Raw genomic sequence first — 15653 nt, 5'->3', positions numbered from 1 at the left:
CTATTGGAAGTTCTTTCAGAAATGATATGCGACAACCTTACAAAAATCGATACATTATGAAACAAGCTATTTTATACGTCAGGGTTTCTACAGACGAACAAGCTGACAAAGGATTTTCATTGCGAGACCAAGAGCAAAAACTGAAAAACTACTGCAAACTTAATAACTATGATATTATAGGTGTCTACAGAGAAGATTATTCTGCTAAAACATTTAATAGACCCGAATTCAAAAAGCTTATGCAGTATGCCAAAAAGAATGCTACAACCATTGATGAAATTTTATTTATAAAATGGGATAGGTTTTCTAGAAATACCACCGAATCTTATAATATTATTAAAACCTTTAATGATTTAGGTATTATCGTCAATGCTATCGAACAACCTTTAGATTTATCTATCCCTGAACAGGGAATCATGCTTGCAGTATATCTGTCTATACCAGAGGTTGAAAATCAAAGACGTTCCCTTAATGTCATATCTGGTATGAGACGTGCTTTTAAAGAAGGGAGATATGTAGCTAGCCCTCCTAAAGGCTATGATATGGGTAGAGACAACCACAAGAAACCCATTCTTAAACCCAATGAAGATGCTAAACATATTCAGAAAGCTTTTGAGCTTATTGCTTCTAAACACTACAATCAAAAAGAGGTACTGGATATTCTAAGAAAAAATGGATTTAAGACTAGTAAATCTGCTTTTGCTAGAATTATCAGAAACAGCCTCTATTGTGGAGATATTTACATTAAAGCATTCAAAGACGAGCAGGAAATGATTGTAGAGGGCATACATGAACCTATTGTTTCTAAAGCATTATTTCAAGAGGTGCAATCCATTATTGATGGTGGAAAAAAGCAGTTTAAACTAAAACATAAAAAAATAAATCCCATTTTTCCATTAAAAGATTTTGTGCTTTGCCCTAATTGCCATAATCCCTTATTAGCTAGTTCTAGCAAAGGGCGTTCTAAATATTATGACTATTACCATTGTGTGAAACCATGCAATACAAGATATAAAGCTCAGGATGTGGAACTTTGGTTTCAAGACTTCTTACAGAGTATTAGCTTAAATAAAAACACCCAAAACCTACTCTTTAAAATGATTAAAGATAAGTTTAAACTACAATCTAAAACCCAAGCTCTGGGAGCAAGTCATTACAAAAAATTGAGCGATATTAACGAGAGACTTGAAAAGCTACAGGACTTGTTTATTGATGGGAAAATAGACTCTAATGACTACCAAAAAGCTAAAATTAGATATGAAACTACTTTCAACGAATTAAAGGATAAAGAAAAACAGCAAACCAATCAAAACGAAATTCTTAACACCTATAGAAACGGATTAAATAAATTAGAAAGCATTGATAATCTGTTTATTAATTCAGATATTGACCGTAAGAGAAAATTAATTGGTTCGATATTCCCTAAAAAATTTCAATTTGAAAAAAATGAAGTTCGAACCGCTGATGTAAACCCTATACTTTTGAAAATTGCTAGTGTTAACAAGGGCTCACAAGGGAATAAAAAAAGGGACAAATCAAAAAAAAATGATTTGTCCCACTTGGTACTGAAGGCGGGACTTGAACCCGCACGAACTAATGTTCATTGGATTTTAAGTCCAACGTGTCTACCGATTCCACCACTTCAGCATGGTATATTTTTAGAAAGTTTCAGAGCGAAAGACGGGATTTGAACCCGCGACCCTCACCTTGGCAAGGTGATGCTCTACCCCTGAGCTACTTTCGCAGTCTTTGTATGAACGTGCAATATCGTTATTGCGGTTGCAAATTTAGTACAATTATTAAAAGTACAAAGTCTTTTTTGAAATTATTTTAAAAAAATATTAGTTTTTAGATTTCTTTACCAACATACGTTTAATTTCGTTTAATTTCATGAGGGCTTCAACAGGTGTAAGTGTATCTATATCAGTATGTAGTATTTCTTCTTTTATATTTTCTAACAAAGGGTCGTCTAAATTAAAAAAACTGAGTTGCATCTCATTATTTAAAGATTTAACTGTTTCGGTGAGTTCTTCACTGGAATGCGACTTCTCTAATTTTTTCAAAACCTGATTAGCGCGTCGCAAAACCTGCTGCGGCATTCCGGCCATTTTAGCTACATGAATACCAAAACTATGCTCGCTACCACCTTCTACCAGTTTTCTTAAAAAAAGCACATTGTCTTTTAATTCTTTTACCGAAACATTAAAGTTTTTAATACGACTAAAAGTTTCGGTCATTTCATTAAGTTCGTGGTAATGTGTTGCAAATAATGTTTTGGGTTTTGATGGGTGTTCATGTAAATACTCACTAATCGCCCAGGCTATAGAAATACCATCATAAGTACTGGTGCCACGACCAATTTCATCGAGTAACACCAAACTTCTATCGGATATATTATTAAGAATAGAAGCTGTTTCGTTCATTTCAACCATAAAAGTCGATTCGCCCATCGAGATATTATCGCTCGCTCCTACTCTGGTAAATATTTTATCTACTAAACCAATTCGGGCTTCTTTTGCTGGAACAAAACTACCCATTTGAGCCAATAAAACGATTAAGGCTGTTTGACGTAAAATAGCCGATTTACCCGACATATTGGGCCCGGTAATCATGATAATTTGCTGGGTTGCTCTATCTAAAAACACATCGTTGGCAATGTAGGCTTCTCCAATAGGCAATTGTTTTTCTATAACTGGATGGCGTCCCTCTTTAATATCTAAATCAAAACTAGCATCCATCTCTGGGTAGATGTAGTTATTATCGATAGCTAATTGAGCAAAACCACATAAACAGTCTAACTGGCCAATTAAATAGGCATTTTGTTGTACCGGTTTTATATATTGGTTTAACCATGCTACCAATTCGGCAAACAATTGCTGCTCGATGGCTAGAATTTTATCTTCGGCACCTAATATTTTGGTTTCGTATTCTTTTAATTCTTCGGTTATATAGCGCTCGGCATTTACTAAGGTTTGCTTTCGTATCCAGCTGTCTGGCACTTTATCTTTATGCGTGTTGCGCACTTCAATATAATAACCAAAAACGTTGTTTGAATCTATTTTAAGCGACGTGATGCCCGTAAGTTCACTTTCGCGTTTAAGCATATTATCGAGATAATCTTTTCCTGATTTTGATAAACCTCGAAGCTCGTCTAACTCTTGCGAAAAGCCCGCTGAAATGGTATGACCTTTTAATACATTTACAGGCGCGTCTTCATTAAGCATTTCTTTCACTTTGGCGCGAAGTACATCGCAACTTTGCAAATTATCGCCTATAATTTTTAAAGATTCGTTTGTGCAGTTTGAAGCAATCGATTTTATAGGAACTATAGCTTCTAATGAATTTTTAAGCTGAATAACCTCACGCGGATTAACTTTTCCGGTAGCTATTTTTGAAATTAACCGCTCTAAATCGCCAATATGTTTTATTTGATTTTGTATTTTCTGAAGCACCGAAGTTTCCTTGGTGAAAAAACTAACCACTTCATGGCGTTGCTTTATTTTATCGATGCTTTTAAGAGGTAAGGCCAACCAGCGTTTTAACATACGCCCGCCCATAGGCGAAATTGTTTTATCAATGACGCTTAAAAGGGTAACCGCATTGTTGTTTGTAGAATTGTACAACTCTAAATTACGAATGGTAAATTTATCCATCCAAACATAATCGTCTTCGGCAATTCTTGAAATAGAGGCAATATGCTCTAATTTATTATGCTGCGTTTCCGATAAATAATGAAGCACCGAACCCGAGGCTATAATACCTTCCTGCAACGCTTCAATACCAAACCCTTTTAAGGTTTTTGTGTTAAAATGTTTAATTAAGGTTTCGTAAGCATAATCGGTTTGGTAAACCCAATCTTCTAAATAAAATGTATGAAAATCGGTGCCAAACGTTTCGTTAAACAACGTGCGTTTTTGCTTAGAAACCAAAACTTCACTCGGATTAAAATTTTGTAATAACTTATCAATGTATTCGGCATTGCCTTGTGAGGTTAAAAACTCACCTGTAGAGATATCTAAAAAAGAAACACCAATGTTTTTTTTATCGAAATACACCGAACATAAAAAGTTATTCGATTTCGATATTAATACCTCATCATTTAAGGCTACACCAGGCGTTACTAACTCGGTAACACCTCGCTTTACAATGGTTTTTGTTTGCTTGGGGTCTTCTAATTGATCGCATATAGCAACGCGCTCTCCGGCTTTTACAAGTTTTGGTAAATACGTATTTAAAGAATGGTGCGGAAATCCTGCTAGTTCAATTTCACTCTCACTTCCAGCGCCACGCTTAGTCAAAATAATACCTAAAATCCCAGCGGTTTTAATAGCATCTTCACCAAAGGTTTCATAAAAATCACCCACGCGAAACAACAATAAAGCATCAGGATATTTTGCTTTTATAGCGTTATACTGCTTCATTAAAGGTGTTTCTTTTTTCTCTTTTTTTGCCAATGGTAAAGTGGTTTTTAAGTGTTATTTTTGCATGTATTGTAAGATTGCTAATGTACTGTTATTTTGATTTTTTTTGAAGTTGAAACCCTATAAGTTATCTACAATTATTAATCATTTATTAAATGCGAAAACTAAAAAACAGCGAATTAGACCGATTGAGTGTCGATGATTTTAAAGAAGCAAAAAAAACACCTCTAATTATTGTGTTAGACAATATTAGAAGTTTAAACAATATTGGCTCTGTTTTTAGAACAAGTGATGCTTTTTTAGTTGAAAAAATTTACCTCTGTGGCATTACGGCAACACCGCCAAACAAAGATATTCATAAAACAGCATTAGGAAGCACCGATACCGTAGCCTGGCAATATGTTGAAAACACCATGGATTTAATTGAAAAACTAAAAGCTCAAAACATTAAAATATGCGCTATTGAGCAGGCCGAAAATGCTACAATGCTAAATAATTTTGCACCCGAAGCCCATACAACTTATGCTTTAGTTTTTGGCAACGAAGTTAAAGGTGTTTCACAAAAAGTGGTTTCTGCAAGCGATGTGGTTATTGAAATTCCGCAATACGGCACCAAACATTCTTTAAATATTTCGGTGAGTTGCGGTATTGTAATTTGGGATGTGTTTAGTAAGCTGCATCAAGCAACGCAATAAATCGACTAGAACTATACACCGAAAACCGTTTTCTTAATGGTATTAAATATCGATATTTAAACAACATTTTTTTTAAAAAACTTTGGAAAAAAAATCAAAAACACCCTGGCCAACAAAAGCTGTTATGGAACAAATCTATAACATGCATCTTTGGGGAGGCCATACATTTGATTTTTACTCGGGTGAAGGATCTCACGAACCTAAAATTATAACCCCCTATATAGAAACTGTAATCACTTTTTTAAAATCTCATAAAAAACCACTGGTAGTCTGCGATTTAGGTTGTGGCGATTTTAATATTGGAAAGCACCTTATAAAATTCACTAAAACATATATTGCTATTGATATTGTGGATAGCCTAATTAAAAGAAATAAAAAATTATTTAAAGCTGATAATTTAGAATTCCACTGCATAAATATTGCAATAGATGAACTTCCTAATGCAGACTGTATTATTTTAAGACAAGTATTGCAACATTTATCAAACGCTGAGATTAAAAGCATCCTTAAAAAAATCCACTATTATAAATATATTATCCTAACTGAGCATATTCCTTTAGGTGATTTTATTCCGAATAAGGATATTATATCTGGCCAAGGTATTCGGTTAAAACACGATAGTGGAGTTGATTTATTAAAACCTCCATTTAATTTAAAAATTAATTGTGCGAAACAACTAACAACGTATTATTTAGATAGACCCAACAAAAGTCAAATTATCACCATATTATATGAATTACCATAAACCTTTTCATATTTGGTTTTGTCTCCTAAATAAAAAAAGCTACCTTCTAAGGCAGCCTTTTTTATTTTACGTTTATAGAATACGATTCTAAATCAAATTTAAATTAGTTTTGAACTCTTTCATGCGTTGTATTTGCCCATCTAATCTGTGCTCTTCCGCCTCTAACTCGGTATGCACCATATCTAATTTTCGATTGGGTCCCTCTTTCTGGTGAAGGAATATTCCAATTAAAGGCTTCACCTCCAATTATAGCATTACAATAGTGTATTTTTTTTGAAGAATCGCTTGGGTCTACTTTAAAACCTACCTCTAACACAAAAGAAGTTATTTCATTTTTATTAACTCTTTTTAGTAGAACAACTTCTCTACCGCTTCCAGAGCCACCACGTTCTAATATACGCTCAGCATAGATATCAAAAGCAACTTGTTTATCTGCTTTACTACCTGTACCGTAAACAGGATGTGCTCTATATAGACAAATAGCGGGATCGGCAGAACCTCCGCCACCAGTGTGTTGTCCTTTAGCTTGTGCTATGTAAGTACCATCTTGACCAAAAGAACCTGCATCAGCTACTTCTAGAATTCTAAAGTCTCCTGTAAATTTAACAGATGATCCTACATTGGAGTTCGCTACAGGTAATGAACGTTCTATTCGAGGTTGTAAGGTATTTGGAGCATCCTGATTATTGGAACCAGCTGTTATGTTGTATATTCCCCAAGTAAGTCCATCAATTTCAACCTCTTTGTAATTTGCATAACAACTCCTATCATCAATAGTCCCAACATTAACAGGGTTGGGTAGATCGTTTGATGTTCTAGTAGCATTTTCACCTTCGGGATTGCATGTTGTATAAGGACCTGTATCTTCATCAATTATCACTTCTGGTTCTGGTTCAGGGACTGGATCTGGTTCTGGTTCTGGGACAGGAATAACAACCTCCTCTATCTCTTGACTAAGATCTGTATCACTAGACGAACAAGAAAAATAGGTTATAAAAACAATTAATGAGATAATTGTTAATATTCTGTGTGTATTTTTTGTTTTTTCCATATTTTTTTTGAATTTTTTTGTAAAATTAAAGATTAAAAAAAATAATCTATCCTGAACTATCCTGTCCTACTTTAATGATTTTCAAATAATAAGTAATCAAATAAGCTGAACTAGTTAAGCCTTGCAATTGCAAAAGCACATTAAATTAATTAAATTATATTTTAAATAAATAACTCAATTATTGGTCGATTTATTATGCTAAAATTACAAATGATGCAGAAAATAATCTTTAAAACTATCAAGAATTTAATAATATCTCTCTCAAAACCCATAAATAATCAGAACGATTTTTTACGAAATCTCTATTGGAAATATCAATAATTTTTACGTTAAATTCGGTTTGTGTTTTTAAAAATTCTAAATAGCCCGTATTGATTTTTTCGAGATATTCATTGGCTATATTTTGCTCGTAATCGCGTCCGCGTTTTTTAATATTTTCCTGCAAACGTTCGGTATCTTGATACAAATACACATATAAATCGGGTTTACGAAGCTCTTTATACATTAAATAAAACAACTTTCTGTATAGTTTAAACTCGTCTTCTTGTAATGTTATTTTTGAAAAAATGAGCGATTTAAAAACATCATAATCACTAACAATAAAATCTTTAAACAAATCAAGTTGCGATAAATCGTCGCTAATTTGTTGGTATCTATCGGCAAGGAAAGACATTTCTAATGGAAAAGCATAACGCACCGCATCGTTATAAAACTTGGGCAAAAACGGATTATCGGCAAACCGTTCTAAAATAAGTTTTGCATTAAAATCGTTGGCTATTTTGTTAGCTAAACTGGTTTTTCCTGCTCCTATATTACCTTCAATAGCAATAAAACTATATTTAGAAAAATCGATGGCTTTACTTGGTTTTTTTAACCCAATATTAATAGGTTCCAGAACACTTGGGTCGGCACAATCAACTAACAAATGCGCAATATCTTTTTGTAATAATGGGTGTTTTACATTTGATGCAATATCGCTTAATGGCTGCAAAACAAACTTTCGTTTTTGCATTTCGGGATGCGGTACTATTAGTGTGTTTGTATTTATAATCTGGTCTTCAACCAAAATAATATCTAAATCGATAATACGTGCTTCGTATGTGTTTAGGTCTGTTCGAACACGTCCTAGTTGTGTTTCAATTTTTAGCAAAGACTCTAAAACCACCTGGGGTTCTAAATAGCTTTCTAGAATGAGGCAACAATTAAAAAAATCGTCACTTTCAAAACCAAAAGCTGGCGATTTATACACTTTAGAAATAAGGGTAATGTGGCCAATTTTAAAATGAATTAAATCTATAGCGTCCTGTAGATTTTTAAATTTATCGCCTTTATTACTTCCTAAAGCTACGTAAAATGTGGTTGGTTGCATCATAAGTAATGGCAAAATAACTAAAACAAAATTTATTCCTTTATATTTACGAAGCCTATTTATTCACAAAATTTCATGACCTTAAAAAACAAACTTGCTGCCCAACGTATTTATCTGCTTTTAGGAGGATTGTTTATTACCTCGCTGGTGGTATCAAATTTAATTTTTCAAAAATTCTTTTACTGGTATCCGTTTGATATGGAGATTTTTGGCAGCAAACTTTTTGAAATATCGGTAGGTATTTTACCTTATCCTATCACCTTTTTAATCACCGATTTAATTAGTGAAATTTATGGTAAAAAACGCGCCAACGACATTGTGGTGGTTGGTATATTTGCTTCACTTTTCTCTTTATTAATTGTTTTTACAGCCAGCCATGTGCCAGCTACCTCTTGGTCTTATGTTAGCGACGACATGTTTAGCACCGTATTTGGCAACTCGGCCATCGCTGTTTTTGCCAGTATGCTTACCTATTTGTTTGCACAGTTTGTAGATATTCAAATTTATCATTTCTGGAAACGCGTAACCAAAGGCAAACATCTCTGGATTAGAAATAATTTTTCTACCTGGTTTTCTCAATTTGTTGATACCCTTAGTATTGTAACCCTTTTATGTTTTTTCGGTATTATAGATTGGGCCAATTTTAACGGACTGCTTATTAGTGGTTTTCTATTTAAGCTCATTATTGCCGTTTTAGATACCCCATTTTTATATTTAGGTGTGTTTTTATTTAGTAAACGCTTCAATTTAAAGGTGAACGAAGAAATAGACCTCATATAAACTTTATACAAAACTTAACGTCGTAAATTCTTATATTAAAACTTTTCGTCGCATTTTTGCGTATATCTTTTTATAAAGTAATTACAAACTCTAAACGCTCATTATTTTGAAGAAAGCACTAAAAATTTTCGGCATCTCTATACTTATTATTTTAGCTCTTTTATTAGCACTTCCCTTTGCTTTTCAGGGGCAAATTAAAGATATAGTAAAACGTTTTATTAACGAAAACGTTAATGCAAAAGTTGAGTTTAGCGATGTAAGTTTAAGCTTTATTAAAAGTTTCCCTAAAGTACATGTTGGTATTAACGATTTACTAATTACCAATTTCGAACCTTTTAAAGACCAAACCCTTGTAAGTGCCAAAAACATAGCTTTTAGCATGTCTGTTAAAGAACTATTTAAAAGCGCCAGCGACGGCCCCTTAGAGGTTAATGCTATTACGGTTGATAAGGCCATGCTTACCTTAAAAACAGATAGTTTTGGAAACACCAATTACGATATTTCTAAAGACAAAGCAAACGCTTCAACCGAAGCCAGCAGTTTTGCTTTCGATATAGACCATTACAGCATCAATAATAGCGCGATTACTTACATTGATGATGTTTCAAAAATGTCCTTATACATTAGCGAGCTTAATCATACTGGAAGCGGTATTTTTTCGGCTGAAGATTCAGAATTAGACACAAAAACCGAGGCTCATGTTAGTTTTACATTTGATAGTATTAACTATTTAAACAATAACCCGGTAAAATTAGATGCACTCATTGGTTTAGACCTGAATAACAGCAAATACACATTCAAAAAAAATCAAGGTTTTATTAATAAATTGCCTTTAGAGTTTAAAGGTTGGGTTCAGCTTCTTGAAAACGGACAAGACATTGATATTACTTTTGAAAATCCGGAATCGGATTTTAAAAACTTTTTAGCCGTGATTCCAGAAACCTACTCTAAAAACATTAATGGGGTTGAAACTACTGGCGAATTTAAGGTGAAAGGTATTATAAAAGGAATGTCTACCGATACCACCATACCCAAGCTGGATATTCAAATAACATCTAACAACGCTTCGTTTAAATATCCAGATTTACCAAAACGTGTTGAAAATATTGTTATAAATACAGCAATAAAAAACACCACGGGATTAGTTGACGATACTTATATTGATATTAATACCCTCAATTTTAAAATTGATAACGATGTTTTTAAATCGTCGGCAACCCTAAAAAACATCACAAAAAATATGTTAGTCAATGCGAACATCGATGGTGTTTTAAACCTTGCTAACTTATCAAAAGCATATCCTATTGATTTAGAGCATCGGTTAACCGGCATTTTAAAAGCTAAATTAAATACCGCTTTCGATATGGAAGCTCTAGAAACAAATGCCTACGCACGAATAAAAAACAGCGGTGCTGCCAGTCTTTCAAATTTCGAATTTACTTCAGAAGAGATGGTGCATCCTTTTAATATTTCAGAAGCAAGCTTAACGTTTAATCCGGAAACCGTTTCCTTAAATAATTTCAAAGCTAAAACAGGTGAAAGCGATATTAATGCAACCGGAACTATTAAAAATTTAATGGGCTTTTTATTGAGTAATAACAAACTGCAAGGAAACTTTAATTTAAATTCTAATGTATTTAAAGTAAGTGATTTTATGGCTGAAGAAAGCAACGAAACGGCCAATAAAACCAATACTCCAACAGAAGCTTTAAAAATTCCGGCATTTTTTGATTGCACATTAAATGCGAGTGCAAATACCGTTGTTTACGACAATTTAAATTTGAAAGATGTTAAAGGTGTTCTTACTATTAAATACGAACAAGCCAGCATAACAAATTTAACTTCGAGTATTTTTGATGGTGCCTTAGCCATAAATGGCGATGTTTCTACTAAAAACGAAACACCTACTTTTAATTTTAATTTAGGCGCCAATAATTTCGATATTTCAAAATCTTTTAAAGGTTTAGAATTACTACAAAGTTTGGCTCCTATCGCTAATTTTATTCAAGGAAAACTTAATACAAATATTAGCTTATCTGGTAATTTAGGAGACGATTTTACGCCCAATTTAAGTACCGTTTCTGGTAATGCTTTAGCCGAATTACTTTCAACCAAAATAAGCGAAAACCAAAGCGCCTTGTTAAGTAAGCTTACTAGCTCTTTAAATTTTATTGATTTTAATAAACTTAATTTAAAAGACTTAAAAACAAAACTCGAATTTAAAGACGGAAAAGTAAGTGTAAAACCTTTCCAAATAAAATACGAGGATATTACTATTGATGTGGTTGGCTCACACGGTTTTGATAAAACTTTAAATTACAACGCCGTTTTTAATGTTCCAGCCAAATACTTAGGTAGCGAAATAAACAGACTTATAGGTAAAATAGATACTAAAGAAGCTAATAATATTTCAATTCCTGTTACCGCAAACATTACCGGCAATTTTACGAGTCCATCGGTAAAAACAGATCTTACAAGTGGTGTATCTAATTTAACCAAACAATTAATTGAAATTGAAAAACAAAAATTAATAGGCCAAGGAAAAGATAAAGCAAAAGATTTACTTAGCGGATTAATAAATGGGAATAAAACAAAATCAGATTCTTTAAAAACACAACAAAACAACTCGGTTAAAAACGTGCTTGGTGGCATTTTAGAGGGCAATAAAACACCTACAGACTCTACAAAAACCAATACAACAACCAATGCAGTTAAGAACGTACTTGGTAATTTATTAGGCAGTAAAAAGAAAGCAAAAGACACGGTTAAACAACCTGGCTTTTTATTAAATAAAATGCAATAAAACTGCATTTTAAAATTAGAAAATTTATCTATTTTAAAGAAAAACCTTAAATAATTAGGATTTCTCGAAAAAAAAGTTAGATTGAACTTAGTTTAACTTTAAATAAAATAGATGAGGCAATTAAAAATTACGAAACAAGTTACCAATAGAGAATCTAAGTCGTTAGATAAGTATCTTCAAGATATTAGTAAAATATCATTAATTACAGCCGAAGAAGAAGTAGAATTAGCTCAAAAAATTCGACAAGGCGACCAACAAGCTCTAGACAAATTAACAACTGCTAACTTACGTTTTGTAGTATCGGTCTCAAAACAATATCAAAATCAAGGTTTAACCCTTCCCGATTTAATTAACGAAGGCAATGCTGGCTTAGTGAAAGCAGCAAAACGTTTTGATGAAACCCGAGGGTTTAAATTTATTTCTTATGCCGTTTGGTGGATAAGACAAGCCATTATGCAAGCCTTAGCCGAGCAATCTAGAATTGTAAGGTTACCGTTAAACAAAATTGGGTCTATTAACAAAATTAATAAAGCGTATTCCTTTTTAGAGCAAACACATGAAAGAGCGCCAAGTGCCGAAGAAATTGCAAACAATTTAGATTTAACATTAAGCGATGTTAAGCAGTCTATGAAAATTTCAGGAAGACACGTGTCTATGGATGCCCCTTTTAAAGAAGGTGAAGATTCTAACCTATACGACGTAGTAAAATCGAACGAAACACCGCAACCAGATAACAATTTAATGAACGATTCGCTAACCACAGAGGTTAATCGTGCATTAAATACCCTGTCTTTAAATGAAGCTGAAGTTATTCGTAATTATTATGGCATAAGCAACACACAACCTATGAGTCTTCAGGAAATTGGCGATGCATTTGGTTTAACTCGCGAGCGTGTAAGACAAATTAAAGAAAAAGGTATTCGCAAGCTAAGACATACATCAAAAAGTAAAGTATTAAAAACGTATTTAGGATAAGCCTAAAACGACACGATTAATTATATAAATTTCATACATGTTAAAGATTATTATTAAAGACGGCGAAAATATAGAACGCGCATTAAAACGTTACAAAAGAAAACACCGAAATGTAAAAGTGATGCAAAATTTAAGAGATGCACAATTTTTTACCAAGCCGTCTGTTAAAAGAAGACGCCAGATACAAAAAGCAGCTTACATACAAAATTTAAGAGACCAAGAAGATATTTAATCTTTAAATTCTTTGTGAAAAATCCCATCTGTACAGTAAGTTATAGATGGGATTTTTTGTTTATGCTATATTTAAATTAACGACTAAACCTTCGTTAGACCTGATATTAAAAACAGTATCATCGTCAAATATTAAATACTGTCCTTTTATACCAACTAAGGTTCCTGTATAGTCTAAAGACTTTAAAAGATTTAAACTGTTTGGCTTCTGCGGATATTTAAACACCGGAAAATCCAGATGTGTTTCCTTATTATTCTCAATAAAATAAGGCATAGCTTCATCTGGTATGTATTGTTTTAAGCGTGCTCGCCATTCTAGAAGATCTTCATCTTGAATATCATTTTTAAGCATAGTACGCCAATTGGTTTTATCGGCTACATAATCTTTTAACGCAACTTCGGTAATGCCTGCTAAATACCGATTAGGCACCTCAACTATTTCAATGGCTTCGTGTGCTCCTTGGTCTATCCAGCGCGTTGGCACTTGGCTTTTTCTGGTTACTCCTACCTTAACGCTGCTAGAATTTGCTAAATAAACAATATGCGGCTGTAACTGCACTTTCTTTTCGTATTCTAAATCACGATCTTCTTTATCTAAATGAGCGGTGCTTAACTCTGGATGCATAATCCAATCGGCGGCCTGCGGAATTTCAAAAAAACAACTTTTACAAAATCCTTGTCGGTAAATCGTTTTATCTAATCCGCAGTTTAAACATTGGTATTTTACAAATTGAATATGTATGGTTTTATTGAGTAATTGATTTACATTTATAAAATCATTATCGAAAACTAAATAATACTGAATGGGTGACGAAAATTCGGTTTCCATTTTTGTTAATACGCCTTGGTAGGTCATGAAAAAAAGTGTTATTTTTAAAAAATTAAATATAAAATAAATATGCCAATCACTATAGTAAATTCGATTGCTTCTTGGTTTCTTAAAAAACGTTTTCATCAAATTGAATTATTTTTAAAATATCCTAACGAAGTACAAAACGAATTGCTTTTTAGTCTTTTAGACATGGCTAAAAATACAGAGTTGGGTCGAACTTACGACTTTGCTTCTATAAAAAACTATAAAACCTTTACAGAGCGCGTACCTATTAAAAATTATGATGGTTGGCAGGACATTATAGAACGTTCCATGAAAGGCGAAACCAACTTATTTTGGCCGACGCCTATTAAGTGGTACGCAAAATCGAGTGGTACCACACGCTCCAGAAGTAAATTTATTCCTGTAAGTCAAGAATCGTTAGAAGATTGCCATTACGCAGCTAGTAAAGATTTACTTTGTATGTATCTTAATAATAATGAAGCGTCTCAGTTATTTACAGGCAAAAGCTTGCGTTTAGGAGGAAGCAAACAACTTTTTAAAGAAAACGGAACCGTATTTGGTGATTTATCGGCGATTTTAATTGATAACATGCCGTTTTGGGCCGAGTTTAGCAGCACCCCAAGCAACCGGGTTTCGCTTATGAGCGATTGGGAACACAAAATGCAAGCTATTGTAGACGAAACGATTAATGAAAACGTAACAAGTCTTGCTGGCGTACCTTCCTGGATGCTAGTCTTGCTAAATAATGTGTTAGAAACTACAGGCAAAAGAGACCTACACGATATATGGCCTAATTTAGAAGTTTATTTTCACGGAGGGGTGAGTTTCACACCATACATTAATCAGTATAAAAAAATACTTCCAAAAAAAGATTTTAAGTACTACGAAATTTATAATGCTTCTGAAGGCTTTTTTGCTATTCAAGATCAGAATAATTCTAACGAACTTTTATTAATGTTAGATTATGGTATTTTTTACGAATTTATTCCCATGGATGTTTATGCAACACCCAGCGAATACGCCATTCCTTTAAGTGAAGTAAAACTGCAACAAAATTACGCGGTAATAATTACCACTAACGGCGGACTTTGGCGCTATAAAATTGGCGATACCGTTCGATTTACATCATTAAGTCCTTACCGAATTAAAATTTCAGGGAGAACCAAACATCACATTAATGTATTTGGCGAAGAGTTAATAATTGAAAATGCCGAAGATGCCTTAAAAAAAGTATGCAAGCGTACCAAAGCTGAAATAGTAGATTATACAGCAGCGCCCATTTTTATGGAAGGTAAAGAAAAAGGTGCTCACGAATGGTTAATTGAATTTAAAACACTCCCAAATGACATTCATTATTTTAATGAACTATTTGATAATGCTTTAAAGGCTTTAAATTCTGACTATGAAGCGAAGCGCTATAACAACATCACGCTAAACAAACCAAAAATTAATATTGCCCGTACCAACTTGTTTTACGACTGGTTAAAAGAAAACAATAAATTAGGTGGCCAACATAAAGTACCAAGACTATCTAATACACGCGATTATATTGAAGAATTATTAAAAATGAATGGTTAATTTGAAAAACATCGACCAACGACCAAGCGCAAAGTTTTTAAACGAATATTTAGCCTTATGGTCTAAAAGTGTCTTTTGAAGCTTTGCCAAAGTTTTTATTACATCTATTTTTAACCAAGTTTTTAAAAAATATTATTTCAGGTATTAAAATTCAATCCCTTAAAGGAATT

At 33.1% G+C, this 15653-nt stretch carries 11 protein-coding genes, 2 tRNA genes and 1 pseudogene; 8 read left to right on the top strand and 6 right to left on the bottom strand.

Going from position 1 to position 15653, the window contains the following annotated elements:
- Positions 1-26: 26 nt before the first annotated feature.
- A pseudogene (locus AW14_RS15300) lies at positions 27-830 on the top strand (recombinase family protein); the annotation flags it as partial.
- A 730-nt stretch (positions 831-1560) separates the two neighbouring features.
- Here the strand turns inward: AW14_RS15300 and AW14_RS05535 are convergent.
- From AW14_RS05535 to mutS, 3 genes are all read right to left on the bottom strand, one after another.
- Positions 1561-1647 (bottom strand) — tRNA-Leu (locus AW14_RS05535).
- Between the two features lie 25 nt (positions 1648-1672).
- Positions 1673-1744 (bottom strand) — tRNA-Gly (locus AW14_RS05530).
- Between the two features lie 97 nt (positions 1745-1841).
- A complete protein-coding gene (gene mutS, locus AW14_RS05525; protein ID WP_044637914.1) occupies positions 1842-4454 on the bottom strand; it encodes a DNA mismatch repair protein MutS in 2613 nt (870 codons plus the stop codon).
- A 122-nt stretch (positions 4455-4576) separates the two neighbouring features.
- Between mutS and AW14_RS05520 the strand changes: the two genes are divergently transcribed.
- Positions 4577-5116 carry an RNA methyltransferase gene (locus AW14_RS05520; RefSeq protein WP_044637913.1) on the top strand — a complete coding sequence of 180 codons (540 nt, stop codon included), beginning with the start codon at positions 4577-4579 and terminating at the stop codon, positions 5114-5116.
- An 82-nt stretch (positions 5117-5198) separates the two neighbouring features.
- Complete coding sequence (locus AW14_RS05515) at positions 5199-5861, top strand: class I SAM-dependent methyltransferase (protein ID WP_245617621.1); 663 nt, start codon at positions 5199-5201, stop codon at positions 5859-5861.
- Positions 5862-5964: 103 nt separating this feature from the next.
- On the opposite strand, the gene AW14_RS05510 is transcribed toward AW14_RS05515, so the two are convergent.
- The gene (locus tag AW14_RS05510) at positions 5965-6912 is read right to left on the bottom strand and encodes a hypothetical protein (RefSeq protein ID WP_044637912.1); all 948 of its coding nucleotides are present in this window, start codon (positions 6910-6912) and stop codon (positions 5965-5967) included.
- Positions 6913-7150: 238 nt separating this feature from the next.
- A complete protein-coding gene (folK, locus tag AW14_RS05505; RefSeq protein ID WP_044637911.1) occupies positions 7151-8284 on the bottom strand; it encodes a 2-amino-4-hydroxy-6-hydroxymethyldihydropteridine diphosphokinase in 1134 nt (377 codons plus the stop codon).
- A gap of 72 nt (positions 8285-8356) precedes the next feature.
- Between folK and AW14_RS05500 the strand changes: the two genes are divergently transcribed.
- From AW14_RS05500 to rpsU, 4 genes are all read left to right on the top strand, one after another.
- A complete protein-coding gene (locus AW14_RS05500) occupies positions 8357-9061 on the top strand; it encodes a queuosine precursor transporter (RefSeq protein ID WP_044637910.1) in 705 nt (234 codons plus the stop codon).
- Between the two features lie 106 nt (positions 9062-9167).
- Complete coding sequence (locus AW14_RS05495; protein ID WP_044637909.1) at positions 9168-11864, top strand: AsmA-like C-terminal region-containing protein; 2697 nt, start codon at positions 9168-9170, stop codon at positions 11862-11864.
- Between the two features lie 111 nt (positions 11865-11975).
- Complete coding sequence (locus tag AW14_RS05490) at positions 11976-12839, top strand: sigma-70 family RNA polymerase sigma factor (protein ID WP_044637908.1); 864 nt, start codon at positions 11976-11978, stop codon at positions 12837-12839.
- A gap of 37 nt (positions 12840-12876) precedes the next feature.
- Positions 12877-13071 carry a 30S ribosomal protein S21 gene (rpsU, locus tag AW14_RS05485; RefSeq protein ID WP_044637907.1) on the top strand — a complete coding sequence of 65 codons (195 nt, stop codon included), beginning with the start codon at positions 12877-12879 and terminating at the stop codon, positions 13069-13071.
- 60 nt (positions 13072-13131) lie between these two features.
- On the opposite strand, the gene AW14_RS05480 is transcribed toward rpsU, so the two are convergent.
- On the bottom strand, positions 13132-13926 hold the full coding sequence (locus AW14_RS05480; RefSeq protein ID WP_044639502.1) for a DUF2797 domain-containing protein: 795 nt from the start codon (positions 13924-13926) through the stop codon (positions 13132-13134).
- A 42-nt stretch (positions 13927-13968) separates the two neighbouring features.
- On the opposite strand from AW14_RS05480, the gene AW14_RS05475 reads away from it, so the two are divergent.
- Positions 13969-15483: a GH3 auxin-responsive promoter family protein gene (locus AW14_RS05475; protein WP_044637906.1), complete on the top strand. Its 1515-nt coding sequence runs from the start codon at positions 13969-13971 to the stop codon at positions 15481-15483.
- Positions 15484-15653: the final 170 nt, after the last annotated feature.

Source organism: Siansivirga zeaxanthinifaciens CC-SAMT-1 (assembly GCF_000941055.1).
Lineage (GTDB): Bacteria > Bacteroidota > Bacteroidia > Flavobacteriales > Flavobacteriaceae > Siansivirga > Siansivirga zeaxanthinifaciens.
Note: the sequence above shows the minus strand (reverse complement) of the source record. Positions and strands in the feature narration are given on the sequence as shown.

What these genes read in the sequence shown, in the direction of transcription:
- AW14_RS05520 (WP_044637913.1), top strand. Translation starts at nt 4,577, where the DNA reads ATGCGAAAACTAAAAAACAGCGAATTAGACCGATTGAGTGTCGATGAT.
- AW14_RS05475 (WP_044637906.1), top strand. Translation starts at nt 13,969, where the DNA reads ATGCCAATCACTATAGTAAATTCGATTGCTTCTTGGTTTCTTAAAAAA.
- AW14_RS05490 (WP_044637908.1), top strand. Translation starts at nt 11,976, where the DNA reads ATGAGGCAATTAAAAATTACGAAACAAGTTACCAATAGAGAATCTAAG.
- folK (WP_044637911.1), bottom strand. Translation starts at nt 8,284, where the DNA reads ATGATGCAACCAACCACATTTTACGTAGCTTTAGGAAGTAATAAAGGC.
- AW14_RS05500 (WP_044637910.1), top strand. Translation starts at nt 8,357, where the DNA reads ATGACCTTAAAAAACAAACTTGCTGCCCAACGTATTTATCTGCTTTTA.
- rpsU (WP_044637907.1), top strand. Translation starts at nt 12,877, where the DNA reads ATGTTAAAGATTATTATTAAAGACGGCGAAAATATAGAACGCGCATTA.
- AW14_RS05480 (WP_044639502.1), bottom strand. Translation starts at nt 13,926, where the DNA reads ATGACCTACCAAGGCGTATTAACAAAAATGGAAACCGAATTTTCGTCA.
- AW14_RS05510 (WP_044637912.1), bottom strand. Translation starts at nt 6,912, where the DNA reads ATGGAAAAAACAAAAAATACACACAGAATATTAACAATTATCTCATTA.